The sequence below is a fragment of the Pseudomonas sp. MYb2 genome, from assembly GCF_002979955.1.
In the GTDB taxonomy this organism is placed as follows: Bacteria; Pseudomonadota; Gammaproteobacteria; order Pseudomonadales; family Pseudomonadaceae; genus Aquipseudomonas.
This window is the reverse complement of record NZ_PCQC01000028.1, coordinates 46,347-67,986: the sequence shown is the minus strand read 5'-3', so window position 1 is coordinate 67,986 and position 21,640 is coordinate 46,347. Positions and strand designations below refer to the sequence as shown.

Sequence of the window (21,640 nt, the reverse complement as noted above, 5' to 3'; positions counted from 1 at the left end):
TTTCGGGAGGGCTGGGGTGAGGGGGTAGCTTTTGATCTTGAAAACCACCTAACTGCCGGAGCCCAAACCATGCCCCAGCTCACCACCTACCAAACCAAAATCATCCCCGACTGGGTCGACTACAACGGCCACCTGCGCGATGCCTTCTACCTGCTGATTTTCAGCTACGCCACCGACGCCCTGATGGATCGTCTCGGCATGGACAGCAACAGCCGCGAAGCCAGCGGCCACTCGCTGTTCACCCTCGAACTGCACCTCAACTATCTGCACGAAGTGAAGCTCGACACTGAAGTCGAAGTGCACACGCAAATCATCGGCCACGACAGCAAACGCCTGCACCTCTATCACAGCCTGCACAAGGTCGGTGACGAACAGGAACTGGCCGGCAACGAACAGATGCTGTTGCACGTCGACCTCGCCGGCCCGCGCTCGGCGCTGTTCAGCCCGGATACCTTGAACCGCCTGCAAGACATCGTCGCCGAGCAGAAAGACTTGCCTGCTCCCGCTTACATCGGCCGCGTCATCGCGCTGCCGCCTGCAAGGTAAATCCATCGATCGCAAGGAGCCGCCATGAACACCGCTGCCGCTGTTGCCGATTTCCGTACTTATCCGTTGATCAGCGCGCTAAGCGGCGTGCAGACCCTGGCGGATCGCGTTGCCATTGCATGGGCTGACGGCCGTATAAGCCCGTTTCACCATGTCTGGCTGCGGGACAACTGCCCATGTCAGCAGTGTGTCTACAACGTCACCCGCGAACAGGTTTTCGAGATCGTCGACGCGGCTGATGACCTGAAACCAGCGGCCGCGCACATCGATACCGATGGCTGCCTGCGCGTCGACTGGCAGGACGGTCACCTCAGCCGTTTCGATCCGGGCTGGTTGCGCGCGCATGCCTACGATGATGAATCCCGCGCCGAACGCTTGGCCGCCAAACCCAAGCCCTTTCTATGGCGTAGCGATCTGCAACTCCCGGTGTTCGAATACGCGGCGCTGATGAACGACAACGCCACCCTGCTGCAATGGATGATCGCCATTCGCGACATTGGCCTGACGCAAGTGCGCGGCGTACCCACCGAACCCGGTTCGCTCAAGCTCATCGCGCAACGTATTTCCTTCATTCGTGAAAGCAACTTCGGCGTGCTGTTCAACGTGCAGTCCAAGGCCGATGCCGACAGCAATGCCTACACCGCTTTCAATTTACCGTTGCACACCGATCTGCCCACCCGCGAGCTGCAACCGGGCCTGCAGTTTCTGCATTGCCTGGTGAATGACGCCGAGGGTGGCGAGAGTATTTTTGTCGACGGGTTTGCGATTGCCGATGCGTTGCGCCAGGAAGATCCCGAGTCATTCAAGGCCCTGTGTGAAATCCCCGTGGAGTTTCGCAACAAGGATCGGCACAGCGACTATCGCTGCCTGGCGCCGATCATTGCCCTGGATGCGTTGGGGCGTGTCGCTGAAATCCGCATGGCGAACTTTCTGCGCGGCGCGTTCGATACGTCAGTGGAGCAAATGCCACAGTTGTATCGGGCTTATCGACGCTTCATCGCGATGACCCGCGAGCCACGGTTTCGGCTGATGCAGCGGCTCGTTCCCGGTGAGCTGTGGTGCTTCGATAATCGCCGCACGCTGCATGCGCGCAATGCGTTTGACCCGGGCACGGGGGCGCGGCATTTTCAGGGCTGCTATATCGACCGGGATGAGTTGTTGTCGCGGATCCTCGTGTTGCAACGCTAGACCGTTAAAAGATCGCAGCCTTCGGCAGCTCCTACATTGGAATACGTTCCCTGTAGGAGCTGCCGAAGGCTGCGATCTTTGCTTTTATAAGCAGGCAAAAAAAGCCCCAATACCAGCCGTGACAGGATCGGGGCGCAAGCTACTGTTGAGGAGCTGCCAAGCGAGGGTGACCAAACCTTCGTGTTGCAAGCTGAGTTCAGTGTGCCCACTCCCTTGAGCGGCGAGTTAGCCGAAAACGACCTGTTCATAGCCGTCGCAGCCACTGCGACAAATCGCCCTTGCCGTACCCCGGCATGGCTACCAGAATCGAGCCACGACCTCCGTTACCGAAGAAGGATGCGCGTCATGATGTATGCCGATTTGATCGATCAGGAAGATTTGCTGGGCCAGCTCAAGGCGTTGGGTATTCAAGTACCCAGTGGCACGACCGCCGATCAGGCGTGCGAGTGTGCAGTGCGCGGCCTGGATAATGTGCGCGCGTTTGAACTGCGCAAGATGGTCAAGGACATGTACACCAGCGGCGCCAGTATCCAGCCGGCGGTGCGGCAGGCGATCGACAAGCAGTTGTTGCCGGCACTCGCCGATTTCCAGCAAAGCCATAGCGCCTGACGTTGCTCACCTGATCGTTCCCACGCTCTGCGTGGGAATGCCTCAACGGACGCTCCGCGTTCGGCCATTTGGGACGCAGAGCGTCCCGGGCTGCGTTCCCACGCAGAGCGTGGGAACGATCCTTATCAGAGCCTTACGCTGGCAAACGTCGACTCATTGCGCGCCTGACTCAACGCCGACATCGGCCCCGACAGCGGCGACATCACGATCGCCTGCGGCAGCGGCAGCATCGCCACTTGCTGGGTGGTGTTGGAGCCTACGCGCTCGTCACGCGGCGGAATGCCGAAGTATTCGCGGTAGCACTTGGAGAAGTGCGGCGTCGAAACGAAACCGCACACCGACGCCACTTCGATGATCGACATCGGCGTCTGCTTGAGCAACTGCCGGGCGCGAATCAGGCGCAGCTTCAGGTAGTAACGCGATGGCGAGCAGTGCAGGTATTTCTGGAACAGCCGCTCCAGCTGTCGACGCGACACGGCGACATACACCGCCAGCTCGTCGAGGTCGATCGGCTCTTCCAGATTGGCTTCCATCAACGCGACGATTTCCTGCAGCTTTGGCTGGTTGGTGCCAAGCATGTGCTTGAGCGGCACGCGCTGGTGATCCTGCTCGTTGCGGATGCGTTCGTAGACGAACATTTCCGAGATCGCCGCAGACAGTTCACGGCCGTGATCGCGGCTGATCAGGTGCAGCATCATGTCCAGCGGCGCGGTGCCGCCGGAGCTGGTGAAACGGTTACGGTCGAGGGTGAACAAACGGGTGCTCATGGCCACGCGCGGGAAAGCTTCCTGCATCGCCGCCAGACATTCCCAGTGCACGCTGCAATCGAAACCGTCGAGCAGGCCGGCGCAAGCCAGTGCCCAACTGCCGGTGCACACGGCGCCGAGGCGCTTGGACTGACGCGCCTGGCTTTGCAGCCATGAAACGTGTTCACGGGTAACGGTGCGTTGAATGCCGATGCCGCCGCAGACGATCACGGTGTCCAGTGGCGGGGCTTTGTGCATGGAGGCGTCGGGAGTGATTTGCAGACCGTCACTGGCCCACACCTGACCGCCATCGACGGTGAGTGTGCTCCAGCGATACAGCTCGCGACCGGACAATTGGTTGGCCATGCGCAGGGGTTCTACTGCGGAGGCCAGAGAAATCAGCGTGAAATTGTCCAGCAGCAGAAAGCCGATGGATTGAGGCGCACGGTTCTGGGGTTGGGCCCCGGAGTTGAACGACGTCATCGCGGTATCTCCTCACACAAAGCGGGTGATGGCCTCAGGCGAGGCTCTTGTTATTGCCAGCGTTCTCGCGTGGGAGACGGGCTTTGTTATGACAGAGCAATTGCCATGCCTAAAATTGAATGGCTGTTCAATAACTCCTGAAAACGACGTCGCGACGTGTCTATACGAGCGGTCCGACGAGAGGTATTTCGAAGTGCCATTAGCGACTGAGGAAGCCCTGCCCCAAGGTGGGTGAGCAAATCGGTAGCACTTGTGGGAACTGGCCTGCGCGCGGTTTGCGGGGAGTGTCACCGCAAGCACGGGTGACGGACGGTAGGGAGGCTGGGCGCGTGTAACAGGTGGGAAAGACTCTTATCTGATTGCGACGCGCTAAAAGGTGGCGTGGTTTATTGTCTGTGTTCACTTGGTGAGCAGTTTTGACTGGTCTGACGCTATCGCGAGCAGGCTCACTCCTACATTTGGAATGCGTTCCCCTGTAGGATTGAGCCTGCTCGCGATTGGGCCGATGCGGTCTCAGCACTCCACAGCGCTGACCGCCAGGCCACCGCGCGAAGTCTCTTTATATTTGTCATGCATATCGGCACCGGTATCGCGCATGGTGCGAATCACCCGATCCAGCGAAATAAAGTGCTGACCATCGCCGCGCAATGCCATCTGCGCCGCGTTGATCGCCTTCACCGCGGCAATCGCATTGCGTTCGATGCACGGCACCTGCACCAAACCGCCGACCGGATCGCAAGTCAGCCCAAGGTTATGCTCCAGGCCAATTTCCGCCGCGTTGCACAACTGCTCCGGCGTAGCGCCAAGAATCTCCGCCAGCCCCGCCGCTGCCATCGCGCACGCCGAACCCACTTCGCCCTGACAGCCAACCTCGGCACCGGAGATCGAAGCATTCTTCTTGCACAGAATCCCCACCGCCGCCGCACCCAGGAAGTAGTCGACCACGTTGGCGTCAGTCACCGCTTCGCTGAACTTCATAAAGTAGTGCAGCACCGCCGGAATGATCCCCGCGGCGCCATTGGTCGGCGCCGTGACCATGCGCCCACCCGCCGCGTTCTCTTCATTAACAGCCAGCGCAAACAGATTGACCCACTCCATCGCACTGAGCGTCGAGCCGATCACATTGGGCTTGCCCAATTCCTGCAGACTGCGATGCAACTTCGCCGCACGCCGACGCACATTCAAACCGCCGGGCAAGATGCCTTCGTGCTTGAGGCCCTGCTCGACGCAATCCTGCATCGCCCGCCACAACTTCATCAGCCCGGCGCGAATCTCTTCTTCACTGCGCCAGACCTTTTCGTTGGCCATCATCAGTTCGGCAACGCGCAGGTTGTTGCTTTTGCACAGTTCCAGCAATTCAACCGCGCTGGAAAAGTCATAAGGCAGTTCAGTGCGATCCAGATCGACCACGCCACTGGACGCCTGCGCTTCATCAACGACGAAGCCGCCACCGACCGAATAGTAGGTGTCGCGATGCAGCTCGCCGTGATCGCCCTCGGCAACAATGGTCATGGCATTGGGGTGGAACGGCAGGTTCTCATCGATCAGGCGCATGTCCCGTGTCCAGACAAACGGCACCGCCAAGCGGCCATCCAATAACAGTGTGTGAGTTTCACGCAGGGCCTGGATGCGCGGGCCGATCTGCGCCGGGTCGATTGCGTCCGGCCACTCGCCCATCAGGCCCATGATCACCGCGTTGTCGCTGCCGTGACCGATCCCCGTGGCCGACAACGAACCGAACAGTTGCACCTCGATTCGCCGCACCTGTTCCAGTTGATGCTTGCCCCTTAAGGACTCGACGAACAACGCCGCCGCGCGCATCGGCCCGACGGTGTGGGAACTGGAAGGGCCAATGCCGATTTTGAACAGGTCGAAAACGCTGATAGCCATTGCTGCAGAGCTCCTGAGGATACCGGTCCGGGGCGCAAAAGCGCCCGCTGGCGGAGCTGCTACGCTCAAGCTGCGATCCGCCGGAATGCCCGCATCATCAGGCTTTTGTCGGGACGCACGGCGTCTGACACCGACGCACTCATGTCCACCAGCGCCGCGCCGTTTTCACCCCGGTTTTCACCGTTTTCATGCGGTTCAGATGGCCAATCGGGGCGAAAAAAAGCTGTAAACGACGTCACTGACACTGGATACGACCATCCCTGTACTGGATACGACCCCCCCTGTAGGCGTCAGATTTTCACTGGTACATGATCGTTATGACTCGATTGCAAGGCGCCGTGACAGAGCTGTCTCCAGAACGCCATCCAACCGCAACCTATAAGTGCGGTGGTCCACAGTCGGAACACTGCCAAAAAAAACACCAAGGAGTCCATCCATGAAAGGTTCCCCGTCGTTGTTGTTGGCCGCCATGCTGAGTCTGCCGTTACTGGCGCAAGCTGCAGAACCGGCGCAGTGCAGTACCGTTAACTTCTCCGATGTCGGCTGGACCGACATTACCGCGACCACCGCCACCACCTCCGTCGTGCTCAACGCCCTCGGCTACAAGACCAAGACCACCATGATCTCCGTGCCCGTGACCTATAAGTCGCTGGCTGACGGCAAGAACATGGACGTGTTCCTCGGCAACTGGATGCCGACCATGGAAAACGACATCAAGGCCTACCGCGACGCCGGCACCGTGGAAACCGTGCGCACCAACCTCAAGGGCGCCAAGTACACCCTCGCCGTGCCGCAAGCCCTGTATGACAAAGGTCTGCATGACTTCGCCGACATCGCCAAATTCAAGAAGGAACTCGACGGCAAGATCTACGGGATCGAGCCGGGCAACGACGGCAACCGTCTGATCCAGAGCATGATCGACAAGGACGCCTTCGGCCTGAAAACCGCCGGTTTCAAAGTGGTTGAATCATCCGAAGCGGGCATGCTCTCGCAAGTGGATCGCGCGCAGAAACGCGACACCGCCGTGGTCTTCCTCGGCTGGGCGCCACACCCGATGAACAAGCGCTTCAAGATTCAATACCTGACCGGTGGCGATGATTTCTTCGGCCCCGATTTCGGTGCGGCGACCGTGGCGACCAACACCCGCAAGGGTTACGCCGCGGAATGCAGCAACGTCGGTCAGTTGCTGAAGAACCTGGAGTTCACCGTCGACATGGAAAGTGAACTGATGGGCAACATCCTCGACGACAAGATGAAGCCTGACGCAGCCGCCAAGGCCTGGCTGAAAAAGAATCCACAAGTGCTCGATACCTGGCTCGCTGGCGTGACCACCATTGACGGTAAACCTGGCCTGGAGGCCGTGAAAGCCAAAATTAGTCAGTAATCGCTTATGCCGGGCGGTTAACGCCGTCCGGGCTGTTTATTTCCTTGCATGCGGACGTTCACTACCATGCTGATTGATCAGAAAATACCTTTAGGCCAGTACATCGCGGGCTTCGTCGAATGGTTGACGCAACACGGCGCCAACACTTTCGACGCAATCGCCGTGACCCTGGAAACGATGATCCACGGCGTGACGTTTGCGCTCACCTGGTTCAACCCTTTTGTCTTGATCGGCCTCATCGCCCTGCTCGCGCATTTCATCCAGCGCAAATGGGGATTGACCGTTTTCGTCATCGCTTCCTTTCTGCTGATCCTCAATCTGGGGTACTGGCAGGAAACCATGGAAACCCTCGCCCAGGTGCTGTTCGCGACCCTGGTCTGCGTGGTCATCGGCGTGCCGTTGGGCATCGTCGCCGCGCACAAACCGATGTTCTACACGTTAATGCGTCCGGTACTCGATCTGATGCAGACCGTACCGACCTTCGTTTACCTCATTCCTACCCTGACCCTCTTCGGGCTGGGTGTGGTACCGGGCCTGATCTCCACGGTGGTGTTCGCCATCGCTGCGCCGATCCGCCTGACCTACCTGGGCATCCGCGATGTCCCGCAAGAACTGATGGACGCTGGCAAGGCCTTCGGCTGCTCGCGTCGCCAATTGCTCTCACGGATCGAACTGCCTCACGCCATGCCGAGCATCGCGGCCGGCATCACCCAGTGCATCATGCTGTCGTTGTCGATGGTGGTGATCGCGGCACTGGTAGGCGCCGACGGACTCGGCAAACCGGTGGTCAACGCACTGAACACTGCTGATATCGCCCTGGGCTTCGAAGCGGGCCTGGCGATCGTACTGCTGGCGATCATGCTCGACCGTATCTGCAAACAACCCGACGCCAAAGTAGGGGGTGACGCATGAGCATAATTCGCTTCGAAGACGTCGACGTAATCTTCTCCAAGGATCCACGCGAGGCACTCAAGCTGCTCGATCAGGGCATGACCCGCAACGAGATCCTGAAGAAAACCGGGCAGATCGTCGGCGTGGAAAAAGCCACGCTGGACATCAACAAAGGCGAAATCTGCGTGCTGATGGGCCTGTCCGGTTCGGGCAAGTCGAGCCTGCTGCGCTGCATCAACGGCCTCAACACCGTGAGCCGCGGCAAGCTGTTCGTCGAGCATGAAGGCAAGCAGATCGACATCGCCTCCTGCACCCCGGCCGAGCTGAAAATGATGCGCACCAAACGCATCGCCATGGTGTTCCAGAAGTTCGCTCTGATGCCGTGGCTGACGGTGCGCGAGAACATCAGTTTCGGTCTGGAAATGCAGGGCCGTCCGGAGAAGGAACGGCGCAAACTGGTCGATGAAAAACTCGAACTGGTTGGCCTGACCCAATGGCGCAACAAGAAGCCTGACGAACTCTCTGGCGGCATGCAGCAGCGTGTCGGTCTGGCACGGGCGCTGGCGATGGACGCCGACATTTTGCTCATGGACGAACCGTTCTCGGCACTCGACCCGCTGATCCGTCAGGGCTTGCAGGATGAACTGCTGGAACTGCAACGCAAGCTGAGCAAAACCATCGTGTTCGTGAGTCACGACCTCGACGAAGCGCTCAAACTGGGTAGCCGCATCGCGATCATGAAGGACGGCCGGATCATCCAGTACAGCGTGCCGGAAGAGATCGTGCTCAACCCGGCGGACGACTATGTGCGCACCTTCGTGGCGCACACCAATCCGCTAAACGTACTGTGCGGGCGCAGCCTGATGCGCACACTGGACAAGTGCAAACGCATCAACGGTTCGGTGTGTCTGGATCCGGGCGGTGATTCGTGGCTGGACCTGGCTGAAGGCAACACTATCAAGGGTGCGCGGCAGAACGGCTCGGTGCTGAATCTGCAGAACTGGGCGCCGGGGCAAGCGGTGGAAGGCCTGGAGCGTAAACCGACGTTGGTGGATTCGAACATCGGTATGCGTGATGCGCTGCAGATTCGCTATCAGACCGGCAACAAGCTGGTGTTGCACGATGACAATCATGTGGTGGGGATCTTGGGCGACAGCGAGTTGTATCACGCGCTATTAGGCAAGAACCTCGGTTAAGGCGGGATAAAAAAAGGGATCGCGGTGAGCGATCCCTGATCGTTCCCACGCTCCGCGTGGTAATGCAGCCCGGGACGCTCCGCGTCCCACAACAGCGGACGCGGAGCGTCCATTGAGACATTCCCACGCAGAGCGTGGGAACGATCATGCAAAAGGGGCTCAATCGAGCCCCTTTTGTTTTAGCGGTTTAGCTATACACCCGGCCAAGGAGCTGCCGATGGCTTTCAAACTGATCGAGCACATCCCGCGTGATCTGATCCTGCGTGAAGCCCATCAGGTCGTAATCCTGGCTGCCGTTGTGCAGATACACCTCGGCGCGGTAATAACGCTGGCGCGCTTCATCGGACTGCGCCGATTCGGTCGGGGTCGCCAGATAGCCGTCCAGGCTGACTTCGTAGACGAAAGGGTTGCCCTCTTCCATCTCGACGCGCACGCCCATGCAGCGCTTGGATTTACCCAACAGCGTCTGCACTGTCAGACCCTGCGCACGCATCTGCGCGGTGGCGTCTTCCAGCGCCGGGCTGACTTGCTTGTCCATGAAACGCTGCACCACCGATTGGCTCGGCTGCAGATCCAGTTGCGTCAGACGCTCGCTGAAACCGCGACGACCGCGCTCTGCCAGTTGCGCTTGCTCCTGTTCGATCTGCACGTCCTGGCGCATCGCCTTGTGCAGGCCGAACATGAAGAACACCAGCACCACCGAGAACGGCAGACCGGCCAGCACCACCATGGTTTGCATGGCTTCGAAGTTACCGGCAAACAGCAGACCGATGGTCACCAGGGTGATCACTACCGACCAGAAGATCCGCAGCCAGTGCGGCGCATCTTCGTCGACGTTGCCGCCCTTGCAGGACAGATTCGCCATCATCACCGCGCCAGAGTCGGCCGGGGTCAGGAACAGCACGAAACCGACAAAGATCGACACACCGATGACGACTTTCGACGCCGGGTAGTGTTCAAGCAACTGATAGATCGCCATCGACGGCTGTTCCAGCGCCGTCTTGCCGAGTTCCACCGCACCATGGTTCATCACCAGGTCCAGCGCCGAGTTACCGAAGATCGACAGCCAGGCCAAGGTGAAGCCCAGCGGAATCAGCAGCACGCCGGCGACCAGTTCACGCACGGTACGACCACGGGAAATACGCGCGATGAACATGCCGACGAATGGCGCCCAGGAAATCCACCACGCCCAGTAGAACAGGGTCCACAGGCCCATCCAGCGTTCGGACTTGGCGTTGTCGCCTTCGTACACATAAAGGTCGAAGGTTTTCAGCACGATGCCATTGAGGTAATCGCCGATGTTCTGCACGAAGCCGTTGAGCAGGTGCAAGGTCGGGCCAAACAACAGCACGAAAATCAACAGACCGCTGAACAGCACGATGTTCAGGTTGGACAGACGACGGATGCCGTTTTCCACGCCGGACACGGCAGCGATGGTCGCCACGGTGCTCATCACGATGATCACGATCAACAGGTTGGTGTTGCTGTGTTCCATGCCGAACAGGTTTTCCAGGCCCGACGACACTTGCAGCGAACCGATCCCCAGGTTCGTCACCAGACCCAGCAGCGTTACGAACATGCCGAAACCGTCCACCGCATGACCGGCCGCGCCTTTGACCCAACGCTCGCCGACCAGCGGATACAGCGCCGAACGCAGGGCCAGCGGCTGATTATGACGGTACGCAAAGTACGCCACGGCCAGACCGACCAGCGCATAGATCGCCCAGCCGTGCAGGCCCCAGTGCAGGAAAGTCAGTTGCACCGCCTGACGTGCGGCCAGGTTGCTGGCCGAGGCGCCTTCCGGCGGATTGAAGTAGTGATCCAGTGGCTCGGACGCGCCGAAGTACAGCAGCGAAATACCGATACCCGACGAGAACAGCATCCCCGCCCAGGCGCCGTAACTGAAATCCGGGGTGTCGTCCTTGCTGCCCAGTTTGAGTTTGCCGTACGAGGAAAACGCCAGGCCCACCACAAACACCAGGTAGGCGGCGATGACCACCATGTAGTACCAGCCGAAGCTGCGCGACAACCAGGCCTGAGCGATACCCAACAGTCTGCCGGCCTCTTGCGGGGCGATAATCAGAATGGCGGTCAACAACAGAATCAGCGCGGTAGAGGTGTAAAACACCCAACCGTTGACCGTCACCTTCTCGGGCGGGGTCTTTATAAGCGAGGCAGAACTCATGGCACAAATGCTCCAGGCAGTGCGAGAGAAGAACACAAGGCAACACGGAACCCGACCAATCGGTTAGTTGGCAGCCGACCGGCGGGTGATATAAAGACACCCCGAAAAAAGCCCGAACCTGCCGAAATGGCGCTGCGAATCGCTTTCGTGGCCGAAGGTGGACGGACGTTCATCCGAAACCTGGCCCTGAGCGTCTTGCCCTTTCAACACGTCCATCGAATCGCGAACCGCGCCATGCCCCACGCAGGTTTCGAGCATTTTCGGATGTCGGTTTTATCGCCACTTACACGTAGGAAAAATCTGTAGGCAGCGACGATTTGTCGCAGATCTTATTCTTTGTTGATTGAACGTTCAATCAAAACAAAATAGACTGGCCGTCAATCCGATAGGCGTGATTCGCCGCTCGGAAGGCCTAAGGAGATGTGCAAGATGCCCAAGGTCGGTATGCAACCCATCCGCCGCCAACAACTGATCGAAGCCACTTTGCAGGCGGTCGATCAGGTCGGAATGGGGGACGCCAGCATTGCGCTGATCGCCCGTTTGGCCGGTGTCTCGAATGGCATCATCAGTCATTACTTTCAGGACAAGAACGGCCTGATTGCCGCCACGATGCGGTATCTGATGACAGCCCTCAGCGAGAGCGTCACCGCGCGCCGTCAGGCGCTGGCAGATGACAGCCCACGGGCGCATCTGCAGGTGATCATCGAAGGCAACTTCGACGCCAGCCAGGTCAATGGCCCGGCAATGAAAACCTGGCTGGCCTTCTGGGCCACCAGCATGCACCAGCCGTCTTTGCACAGGTTGCAGCGGATCAACGATCACCGTCTGTATTCCAACCTGTGCTGCGAGTTCCGCCGCGTGTTGCCGCTCGAAGATGCGCGCACCGCAGCACGTGGCCTGGCCGCGTTGATTGACGGTTTGTGGTTGCGCGGCGCTTTGTCGGGAGACGCTTTCGACACGGCGCAGGCGCAACAGATCGCTTACGAATACATGGATTTCCAATTGGCCAAGAAGGTGAGCTAGAGCACACAGAAAACGCTCGGCCCCTCACTGCCACCGCAGCCTTATCGCGGTGGTCAACGCCAACCACCAATGCACTTGCGAGGACACTATGGCCCGTTTCGAACTGCAAAAACTTTACATCGATGGCGCGTACTCTGACGCCGGCAGCGATGCCACCTTCGAAGCCATCAACCCGGCTAACGGTGAAGTCCTCGCACTGGTGCAACGTGCGACCAAGGAAGACGTCGAGCGCGCCGTGGTCAGCGCTGAAAAGGGTCAGAAAATCTGGGCCGCGATGACCGCCATGGAGCGTTCGCGCATCCTGCGTCGCGCCGTCGACATCCTGCGCGAGCGCAACGATGAGCTGGCCGCCCTGGAAACCCTGGACACCGGTAAATCCTTCTCCGAAACCAAATACGTCGACATCGTTACCGGTGCTGACGTACTGGAATACTACGCAGGCCTGGTGCCGGCCATCGAAGGCGAGCAGATTCCACTGCGCGACACTTCTTTCGTCTATACCCGTCGCGAGCCGCTGGGTGTTGTCGCCGGTATCGGCGCGTGGAACTACCCGATCCAGATCGCCCTGTGGAAATCCGCTCCAGCGCTGGCTGCCGGTAACGCGATGATCTTCAAGCCAAGCGAAGTCACTTCGCTGACCACCCTGAAACTGGCCGAGATCTACACCGAAGCTGGCGTTCCGAACGGTGTGTTCAACGTGCTGACCGGCAGCGGCCGTGAAGTCGGCACCTGGCTGACCGAGCACCCGCGCATCGAAAAAATATCCTTCACCGGCGGCACCGACACTGGCAAGAAGGTAATGGCCAGCGCTTCGGCTTCGTCGCTGAAAGACGTGACTATGGAACTGGGCGGCAAGTCCCCGCTGATCATCTGCGACGACGCCGACCTCGATCGCGCTGCCGACACCGCAATGATGGCCAACTTCTACAGCTCCGGTCAGGTCTGCACCAACGGCACTCGCGTGTTCGTTCCGGCGCACCTGAAAGCCGCTTTCGAAGCCAAGATCGTTGAGCGCGTTGCACGCATCCGCGTTGGCAACCCGGAAGACGAAAACACCAACTTCGGCCCGCTGGTCAGCTTCGCGCACATGGAAAGCGTGCTCGGCTACATCGCCAAGGGTAAAGAGCAAGGCGCTCGCGTACTGTGCGGCGGCGATCGTCTGACCGACGGCGAATTCGCCAAAGGCGCGTTCGTCGCGCCAACCGTGTTCACCGACTGCACCGACGACATGACCATCGTCCGTGAAGAAATCTTTGGCCCAGTGATGGCGATCCTCTCCTACGAAACCGAAGAAGAAGTGATCCGCCGCGCCAACGACACCGACTTCGGCCTGGCCGCCGGTATCGTCACCAAAGACCTGAACCGCGCGCACCGCGTGATTCATCAACTGGAAGCCGGTATCTGCTGGATCAACGCCTGGGGCGAGTCCGACGCAAAAATGCCGGTGGGCGGTTACAAGCAGTCGGGCGTTGGCCGTGAAAACGGCATCAGCTCGCTGAACAACTTCACCCGCATCAAATCGGTACAGGTCGAGCTGGGCGATTACGTCTCGGTGTTCTAAGACCCGAGATTTTCGTTGCCCGCGAAGGCCTCTTCGCGGGCAAGCCCGCTCCCACAGGTTTGGAGTCGTCCATCCAATTTGTGGCAGCCCCCAATCCCTGTGGGAGCTGGCTTGCCAGCGATTCGAGTGCACAGCACTCGCCAAGGTCCGACCTGACCACTATCAAAGAGGGTGCATTCAATGTCCCAAGAATTCGATTACATCATCATCGGTGCCGGCTCGGCCGGTAACACCCTGGCGACCCGTCTGACTGAAGACGCCGGCGTCACCGTTCTGCTGCTCGAAGCAGGCGGCCCGGACTACCGTCTCGACTTCCGCACGCAAATGCCGGCCGCTCTGGCGTTCCCGCTGCAAGGTCGTCGCTACAACTGGGCTTACGAAACCGACGCCGAGCCACACATGGACGGTCGCCGGATGGAATGCGGTCGCGGCAAAGGCCTCGGCGGTTCCTCGCTGATCAACGGCATGTGCTACATCCGTGGTAACGCGATGGACTACGACGGCTGGGCGAAACTGCCAGGCCTGGAAAACTGGTCGTACCTCGACTGCCTGCCGTACTTCCGCAAAGCCGAAACCCGCGACATCGGCCCGAACGATTACCACGGTGGCGAAGGCCCGGTCAGCGTGACCACGCCGAAGGCTGGCAACAACCCGCTGTTCCACGCCATGGTTGAAGCTGGCGTGCAGGCCGGTTACCCGCGCACCGAAGACTTGAACGGTTATCAACAGGAAGGCTTCGGCCCGATGGACCGCACCGTGACGCCGAACGGTCGTCGTGCATCCACCGCCCGTGGCTACCTCGACACCGCCAAGAAGCGTTCGACCCTGACCATCGTCACCCACGCCCTGACCGACAAGATTCTGTTTGAAGGCAAGCGTGCGGTCGGCGTGCGTTACCTGGTCGGCGACGCTGAAGAGCGCGTTGAAGCCAAAGCCCGTAAAGAAGTCCTGCTGTGCTCCGGCGCCATCGCTTCGCCGCAGATTCTGCAGCGCTCCGGTGTCGGCCCTGCCGAACTGCTGAAGTCCCTCGACATCCCGGTGGTTCACGATCTGCCGGGCGTTGGTGAAAACCTGCAGGATCACCTTGAGCTGTACCTGCAATACGCGTGCACCCAACCGGTGTCGCTGTACCCGTCGCTGCTCTGGTACAACCAGCCAGCCATCGGTGCCGAATGGCTGTTCAACGGCACCGGCATCGGCGCCAGCAACCAGTTCGAAGCCGGCGGTTTCATCCGTTCGCGTCCGGAATTCGAATGGCCGAACATTCAGTACCACTTCCTGCCGGTAGCGATTAACTACAACGGCAGCAACGGTGTGAAAGAGCACGGTTTCCAGGCGCACATGGGCTCCATGCGTTCGCCGAGCCGTGGTCGCATCCAGGCCAAGTCGAAAGACCCGCGCCAGCACCCGAGCATCCTGTTCAACTACATGGCCACCGAGCAGGACTGGCAGGAATTCCGCGACGGCATCCGCCTGACCCGTGAAATCATGCAGCAGCCTGCGCTGGACGCTTTCCGTGGCCGCGAAATCAGCCCGGGCATCGAAGTGCAAACCGATGAGCAACTCGACAAGTTCATCCGCGAGCACGCCGAAACCGCGTTCCACCCGTCCTGCTCGTGCAAGATGGGCACCGACGAGATGGCTGTGGTTGATGGCGAAGGTCGCGTGCACGGCATGCAGAGCCTGCGTGTGGTCGATGCCTCGATCATGCCGATCATCACCACCGGCAACCTCAACGCGCCGACGATCATGATCGCCGAGAAAATCGCCGACAAGATCCGTGGCCGCCAGCCGCTGCCACGCAGCACCGCGCCGTACTACGTTGCGGGCGATGCGCCGGTGAAGGGCAAGCCGATGCGTGATATCACCCCGGTTGCTCAGTAGCCTGAAGTGATCGTTCCCACGCTCTGCGTGGGAATGCATCCCGTGACGCTCTGCGTCACACAGCGGACGCAGAGCGTCCATGGCGGCGTTCCCACGCAGAGCGTGGGAACGATCTCCTGCCTTGCACAGTAAATCCCCCTACACCCCCTCTTCACTTGATCCTACCCCCACGCAGGCCTACTCTAGACCTCGCGCAACCGTTTCACCCCCTTCCTCGCCGTAGCTCTACCGCTTCCCCCTGACAAGGAGGTTCCCGAATGTTCGATTTCCACCCCCAGCTCAAGCAGCGCTTCGCTGCCTTGCGCACGGGCGCTGAGTTCTTTTCCCTGCGGTATGTACGCGAGTCCGGGCAGTACCTGTCGGTGCGCAAGAACGTCGCCGAACCGCCGAGCCTGAGCCGTGACGAAGGCGCGATGCTCACCGTTCGCGTCAACGGCGTTGAGGCCTACGCGGCCACCAACGACCTGTCGCAACAAGGTCTGCAAGCCGCCCTCGAACGCGCTGAGATTCAGGCCCGCCGCCTGAAGCCGCACGCCTTGCTCGACCTGCGCGATCAGCCGGTGTCCAGAGATCGCGCTGATTACCTTTCGCCCAATCTCGAACAACCCTTTCCGTCCCTGAGCGAATGCTTCGAGCTGCTCGGCGCGGAATCCGCCTCGGTGCCAAAGGATGAGCGCCTGGTGAATTGGCAAGTGAGCATTGGCATTACCCACGTCGAACAGATCTACCTGAGCAGCGCGGGGGCCGAATTGCGCCAGGCCCAGCGCTTCGTTTACCCAAGCCTCGACGTCACCGCCTACGACGGCAACGACAGCCAGACCCGCAGCCTCGGCCGCGAGAACTTCGGCCAACAGGGCGGCGCTGACGTGATCAGCCGTTGTGGCCTGATCGGCGCCGGCCCGCAAGTTGCTGATCAAGCGTTGCAACTGCTGCTCGCGCCGAACACTCCGCAAGGCCCGCGCGATCTGCTGTTGATGCCCGATCAGATGATGCTGCAGATCCACGAATCCATCGGCCACCCGTTGGAACTCGACCGCATCCTCGGCGACGAGCGCAATTACGCCGGCACCAGTTTCGTCAAAGCGAGCGACTTCGGCAGCCTGCAATACGGCTCGAAACTGCTCAACGTGACGTTCGACCCGGGCATCCCCGAAGAACTCGCCAGCTATGGCCACGATGACGACGGCAGCAAAGCGAGCAAACAATTCCTGATCCGCGATGGCCTGTTGCTGCGTCCGCTGGGCGGTGCGCTGTCGCAATATCGTGCCGGGATGGAAGGCGTCGCCAACAGCCGCGCCTGCGGCTGGAACCGCGCGCCGATCGACCGCATGGCCAACCTCAATATCGAACCGGGCGATCAGCCGCTGAACAAACTGATCGAAGGCATCGAGCACGGCATCCTGATGAGCACCAACCGTTCGTGGTCGATCGACGATGCGCGCAACAAATTCCAGTTCGGCTGTGAATGGGGCCAGTTGATCGAAAACGGCGAACTGAAAGGCGTGGTAAAAAACCCGAACTACCGGGCGATTTCCGCGCACTTCTGGAAAAGCCTGCGCGCCGTCGGCGACGCCAACACCGTCAAGGTGCTGGGCACGCCGAACTGCGGCAAGGGCGAACCGAACCAGGTGATCCGCGTCGGCCACGCTTCGCCGGCCTGCGTATTCAGCAACGTTGATGTGTTTGGGGGAGACGCCTGATGAGCATTTCGAAGAGTCAGTCCGACGCCTTCAAGGTCATGGTCAATTGGCTGCGCGACAGCGTGCGCGAGCCGGAACAGTTCACCCTCAGCTATGCCGCCGAGTCTTCGGCGTTCGTGCGTTTCAACCACGCCAAGGTACGCCAGGCCGGGCAAGTGCAGCAGGCCAACATCGTGCTGAAGCTGATCAACGACGGGCGTCACGCCGACCTGCAGGTCACCCTGTCCGGGGATCAGGAAGGCGATCTGCAACGCCTCGCCGAAGGCCTGCAGCAACTGCGCGAAACCCTGCCGCTGCTGCCACAGGATCCGTATCTGCTACTCAACCACAACGGCTGGCAAAGCCAGAACGTGCAGGAGCATCCGCTGCCGGACACTGAGCAGGTTGTCGATGAAATCTGCGCCGCCGCTGAAGGTCTGGATCTGGTCGGCTTTTATGCTGCGGGCCCGATCAGCCGTGGTTTCGCCAGCTCTTCGGGGGCGTTTGGCTGGCATCAGGCCAACAGCTTCAACTTCGATTTCAGCCTGTTCCACGACAACGGTGAAGCGGTTAAGGCCAGCTACGCCGGGCATGACTGGAGCAGCGAGGGTTTTGCCAAGCGCTTTGCTCAGGCACGTGAGCAACTGGAGTTTCTCGGCCGCCCGCTGCGCACGTTGGCACCGGGGCAATACCGCGCGTACCTGGCACCGGCGGCGCTGGAAGAAATCATGGGCATGTTGAGCTGGGGCGGTTTCTCGGCGCAGTCGATCGCCAGCAAGAGCAGTCCGTTGCAGAAGCTGTATGTCGGCGATCAGGCGTTCAGTCCGCTGCTGTCGCTGGACGAGAAAGTCAGCGAATCGCTGAGCCCGGCGTTTTCCGGCGAAGGTTATCCACGCAGCGATCTGCGGCTGATCGTCGAAGGCAAGGCTGGCGATCAACTGGTCGGCTCGCGCAGTGCCGCCGAATATGGTTTGACCGCCAATGGCGCCAGCGGCGGTGAATCGCCGAGTGCGTTGAACATGGCGGCCGGTGATCTGTCCCAAGCGGAGATCCTCAAGCAGTTGGGCACCGGGTTGTACATCAGCAACCTGTGGTACCTGAACTTCTCGGATCAACCGGCGGCGCGCATGACCGGCATGACCCGCTTCGCGACCTTCTGGGTCGAGAACGGCGAGATCCAGGCGCCGGTCAGCACCATGCGCTTTGACGACAGCGCTTACAGCCTGCTCGGTTCGCAGCTGGAAGCGTTAACCGCCGAGCGCGAGTTGCTGCTGTCGGCGAGTACGTATAGCCAGCGCAATACCTCGTCGGCGTTGCTGCCGGGGGCACTGGTCAGCCGACTCACGCTGACGCTTTAAAAGCATCGCGAGCAGGCTCACTCCTACATAGGATTTGTGATCGACACAGAATAAATGTAGGAGTGAGCCTGCTCGCGATGAGGCCTTCACTGACTCCACAACAAGAGGTTCCATGCCCAACCGCCCGCCTCTCGACGCCATCACCGCCCGCTGGTTGCCGTGGGTCGTCGCTATCGCTTTCTTCATGCAGTCCCTCGACGGGACCATCCTCAACACCGCGCTGCCAGCCATGGCTCGCGATCTCGCCGAAGACCCGCTGCGCATGCAGGGCGTGATCATCGCCTACATGCTCACCGTGGCCTTGCTGATTCCCGCCTCGGGCTGGATCGCCGACCGCTTCGGCACCAAGAAAATCTTCTTCGGCGCGATTCTGCTGTTCAGTTTCGGTTCACTGCTTTGCGCACTGTCGAGCAGCCTGAGCATGCTGATCGGCGCCCGCGTCATTCAGGGTCTGGGCGGTGCGTTGATGCTGCCGGTCGGGCGACTGGTGGTACTGCGCGCTTACCCGCGCTCCGAACTGGTGCGGATCATGGGCTTCATCACTATCCCCGGTCTGCTCGGCCCGCTGATCGGCCCGACCATGGGCGGCTGGATGGTCGAATACCTGACGTGGCACTGGATCTTCCTGATCAACCTGCCGGTCGGCGTCATCGGTTGCTACGCGGTGTGGAAATTCATTCCCGACCTGCGCGGCACTGAGCGCACACGTTTCGATAGCCTCGGCTTCCTGCTGTTCGGCGCGGCGATGATCCTGATCACCATCGCCATGGAAGGCCTCGGCGAATTGCACTTGCCGCACCTGCGCGTGATGTTGCTGCTGTTCGGCGGCATGGCCTGTCTGGCGGCGTACTGGTTGCGCGCCGGGCACATTGAGAACCCGCTGTTCGCGCCCTCGCTGTTCAAGACCCGCACGTTTGCCGTCGGCATTCTCGGCAACCTGTTCGCGCGCTTGGGCAGCGGTGCACTGCCGTTTCTGGTGCCGTTGCTACTGCAGGTGGCGCTGGGTTATTCGCCGTCGCAAGCGGGGATGAGCATGCTGCCGCTGGCGGCGGCGGCGATGATCGCCAAGTGGGTGGCACGGCCGCTGATCGAGCGTCTGGGCTATCGCATCGTCCTCACCGGCAACACCTTGGCACTGGGGATCATGCTGGCGAGCATGGGTCTGGTCAGTGAGCAGACGCCGTACTGGCTGCTGCTGTGCCTGCTGGCAGTGCTGGGCGCGATCAACTCGCTGCAGTTCACGGCGATGAACACCGTGACCCTGATCGACCTCGATGACGCGAGCGCCAGCAGTGGCAACAGTTTGCTCTCGGTGGTGGCGCAGTTGTCGTTGAGTCTGGGCGTGGCGTGCGCCGGTGCGTTGCTCGGCGGGTTTACAGCAGAGGTCGGTAACGATGGCGTGGAAACCGTGCTCGGCGCGTTCCAGCTGACTTTTGTCACCGTCGGCATCATGGCGATGCTCGCGGCAACGATCTTCTCGCAATTGTCGAAGGAAGACGGCCGCCGCGCCAAACGCCCGCAAGAGCACATCGAACATTAACCACTGTTCGTCCAGAACTTTCGAAGAAAGTGGCACGGGGCTGCTACACTGCGCGACATTTTGTTTTGCAGGCCAGTCCCGTGACCACCATCGCCACCGCTTTTAATACTCTGCCGCTGTCCGCCGCCATGCTGGCTAACCTCGAATCCCTCGGTTATGCCCAGATGACGCCGATCCAGGCGCAGAGCTTGCCGGTGATCCTCAAGGGGATGGACCTGATCGCCCAGGCCAAGACCGGCAGCGGCAAGACCGCGGCCTTCGGCATCGGCCTGCTCAACCCGATCAACCCGCGCTACTTCGGTTGCCAGGCACTGGTAATCTGCCCGACGCGCGAGCTGGCCGACCAGGTCGCCAAGGAAATCCGTCGTCTGGCCCGTGCCGAAGACAACATCAAGGTCCTGACCCTGTGCGGCGGCGTGTCCTTCGGCCCGCAGATCGCTTCGCTGGAACATGGCGCGCACATCATCGTCGGCACCCCGGGCCGCATCCAGCAGCACCTGCGCAAGGGTTCGCTGGTCCTCGATGGCCTGAACACGCTGATCCTCGACGAAGCCGACCGCATGCTCGACATGGGTTTCTACGACGCCATCGAAGACATCATCGTCAAAACCCCGGAGCGCCGTCAGACCCTGCTGTTCTCCGCCACCTACCCGGTGGGCATCAAGCAACTGGCGTCGAAATTCATGCGTGATCCGCAAACGGTGAAAGCCGAAGCGTTCCACGATGACACGCAGATCGAGCAGCGTTTCTACGAGATCTCCCCGGAAGACCGTATGAGCGCAGTGACCAAAGTCCTGCACCACTTCCGTCCGGCCTCCTGCGTGGCGTTCTGCTTCACCAAGCAGCAGGTTCAGGAAACCGTTGATCACCTGACCGCCAAGGGCATTTCCGCAGTCGGCCTGCACGGCGATCTGGAACAGCGTGATCGCGATCAGGTGCTGGCGATGTTCGCCAACCGCAGTACCTCGGTACTGGTTGCCACCGACGTGGCTGCCCGTGGTCTGGACATCGATGCGCTGGACATGGTGATCAACGTCGAACTGGCCCGCGATTCGGAAATCCACATTCACCGCGTTGGCCGTACCGGTCGTGCTGGCGAGAAAGGCATCGCGATCAGCCTGGTTGCTCCGGGCGAAGCGCATCGTGCGCAAGCCATCGAGCAACTGCAGAAGTCGCCGCTGAACTGGGATCAGGTCGATAACCTCAAGTCCCAGGGCCTCGCGCCGCTGCAGCCGCCGATGACCACGCTGTGCATCGGTGCCGGCCGTAAAGACAAGGTGCGTCCGGGCGACATTCTGGGTGCACTGACTGGCGATGCCGGCATTCCGGGTGCGCAGGTGGGCAAGATCGCGATCTTCGACTTCCAGGCTTATGTGGCCGTTGACCGCACCGTGGCCATGCAGGCCTTGCAGCGCTTGAACGACGGCAAGATCAAGGGCCGTTCGCTGCGCGTCCGCATCCTGTAAGAACAACGTAA

General features: G+C 60.5%; 16 protein-coding genes. 13 read left to right on the top strand and 3 right to left on the bottom strand.

The window, feature by feature from the left end:
* Nucleotides 1-69 precede the first annotated feature (69 nt).
* The 3 genes from CQ009_RS28395 (at nucleotide 70) to CQ009_RS28380 (ending at nucleotide 2,343) form a co-directional block, all read left to right on the top strand.
* Nucleotides 70-546 (top strand): thioesterase family protein, encoded by a 477-nt coding sequence (locus CQ009_RS28395; RefSeq protein WP_105709364.1) that lies wholly within the window; start codon nucleotides 70-72, stop codon nucleotides 544-546.
* Nucleotides 547-570: 24 nt separating this feature from the next.
* Nucleotides 571-1,734 (top strand): gamma-butyrobetaine dioxygenase, encoded by a 1,164-nt coding sequence (locus tag CQ009_RS28390; protein ID WP_105709363.1) that lies wholly within the window; start codon nucleotides 571-573, stop codon nucleotides 1,732-1,734.
* Nucleotides 1,735-2,079: 345 nt separating this feature from the next.
* Entirely contained in the window at nucleotides 2,080-2,343 is a 264-nt protein-coding gene (locus CQ009_RS28380; RefSeq protein ID WP_095112758.1) for a hypothetical protein, read from the top strand.
* A 125-nt stretch (nucleotides 2,344-2,468) separates the two neighbouring features.
* Here CQ009_RS28380 and CQ009_RS28375 read toward each other — a convergent pair whose 3' ends face one another.
* Nucleotides 2,469-3,572, bottom strand: a complete 1,104-nt coding sequence (locus tag CQ009_RS28375; protein ID WP_007949927.1) for a GlxA family transcriptional regulator — start codon at nucleotides 3,570-3,572, stop codon at nucleotides 2,469-2,471.
* A 513-nt stretch (nucleotides 3,573-4,085) separates the two neighbouring features.
* Nucleotides 4,086-5,462 carry an L-serine ammonia-lyase gene (locus CQ009_RS28370; RefSeq protein ID WP_105709362.1) on the bottom strand — a complete coding sequence of 459 codons (1,377 nt, stop codon included), beginning with the start codon at nucleotides 5,460-5,462 and terminating at the stop codon, nucleotides 4,086-4,088.
* 436 nt (nucleotides 5,463-5,898) lie between these two features.
* Here CQ009_RS28370 and CQ009_RS28365 point away from each other — a divergent pair, with 436 nt between their 5' ends.
* The 3 genes from CQ009_RS28365 (at nucleotide 5,899) to choV (ending at nucleotide 8,933) form a co-directional block, all read left to right on the top strand.
* Entirely contained in the window at nucleotides 5,899-6,846 is a 948-nt protein-coding gene (locus tag CQ009_RS28365) for a choline ABC transporter substrate-binding protein (RefSeq protein WP_064388138.1), read from the top strand.
* Between the two features lie 66 nt (nucleotides 6,847-6,912).
* The gene (gene choW, locus CQ009_RS28360) at nucleotides 6,913-7,758 is read left to right on the top strand and encodes a choline ABC transporter permease subunit (RefSeq protein WP_008085763.1); all 846 of its coding nucleotides are present in this window, start codon (nucleotides 6,913-6,915) and stop codon (nucleotides 7,756-7,758) included.
* Entirely contained in the window at nucleotides 7,755-8,933 is a 1,179-nt protein-coding gene (gene choV, locus CQ009_RS28355; RefSeq protein WP_105709361.1) for a choline ABC transporter ATP-binding protein, read from the top strand. Before choW ends, choV begins: the two co-directional genes overlap by 4 nt.
* Nucleotides 8,934-9,120: 187 nt before the next feature.
* On the opposite strand, the gene betT is transcribed toward choV, so the two are convergent.
* Nucleotides 9,121-11,118, bottom strand: coding sequence for a choline BCCT transporter BetT (gene betT, locus CQ009_RS28350; protein WP_064388136.1), 1,998 nt, complete (start codon nucleotides 11,116-11,118; stop codon nucleotides 9,121-9,123).
* Between the two features lie 429 nt (nucleotides 11,119-11,547).
* Between betT and betI the strand changes: the two genes are divergently transcribed.
* The 7 genes from betI to dbpA all read left to right on the top strand — a co-directional run bounded on the left by betI (nucleotide 11,548) and on the right by dbpA (nucleotide 21,629).
* The gene (gene betI / locus CQ009_RS28340) at nucleotides 11,548-12,141 is read left to right on the top strand and encodes a transcriptional regulator BetI (RefSeq protein WP_034153602.1); all 594 of its coding nucleotides are present in this window, start codon (nucleotides 11,548-11,550) and stop codon (nucleotides 12,139-12,141) included.
* Between the two features lie 88 nt (nucleotides 12,142-12,229).
* Nucleotides 12,230-13,702 carry a betaine-aldehyde dehydrogenase gene (betB, locus tag CQ009_RS28335; RefSeq protein WP_077574839.1) on the top strand — a complete coding sequence of 491 codons (1,473 nt, stop codon included), beginning with the start codon at nucleotides 12,230-12,232 and terminating at the stop codon, nucleotides 13,700-13,702.
* A 180-nt stretch (nucleotides 13,703-13,882) separates the two neighbouring features.
* The gene (betA, locus tag CQ009_RS28330; protein WP_105709360.1) at nucleotides 13,883-15,586 is read left to right on the top strand and encodes a choline dehydrogenase; all 1,704 of its coding nucleotides are present in this window, start codon (nucleotides 13,883-13,885) and stop codon (nucleotides 15,584-15,586) included.
* Between the two features lie 257 nt (nucleotides 15,587-15,843).
* On the top strand, nucleotides 15,844-17,286 hold the full coding sequence (locus CQ009_RS28325; protein WP_105709359.1) for a TldD/PmbA family protein: 1,443 nt from the start codon (nucleotides 15,844-15,846) through the stop codon (nucleotides 17,284-17,286).
* Nucleotides 17,286-18,623 (top strand): TldD/PmbA family protein, encoded by a 1,338-nt coding sequence (locus tag CQ009_RS28320; RefSeq protein ID WP_064388131.1) that lies wholly within the window; start codon nucleotides 17,286-17,288, stop codon nucleotides 18,621-18,623. The genes CQ009_RS28325 and CQ009_RS28320 overlap by 1 nt, the downstream gene beginning before the upstream one ends.
* Before the next feature lie 112 nt (nucleotides 18,624-18,735).
* A complete protein-coding gene (mdtD, locus tag CQ009_RS28315; protein WP_105709358.1) occupies nucleotides 18,736-20,163 on the top strand; it encodes a multidrug transporter subunit MdtD in 1,428 nt (475 codons plus the stop codon).
* 128 nt (nucleotides 20,164-20,291) lie between these two features.
* Entirely contained in the window at nucleotides 20,292-21,629 is a 1,338-nt protein-coding gene (gene dbpA, locus CQ009_RS28310) for an ATP-dependent RNA helicase DbpA (protein ID WP_230669476.1), read from the top strand.
* Nucleotides 21,630-21,640: the final 11 nt, after the last annotated feature.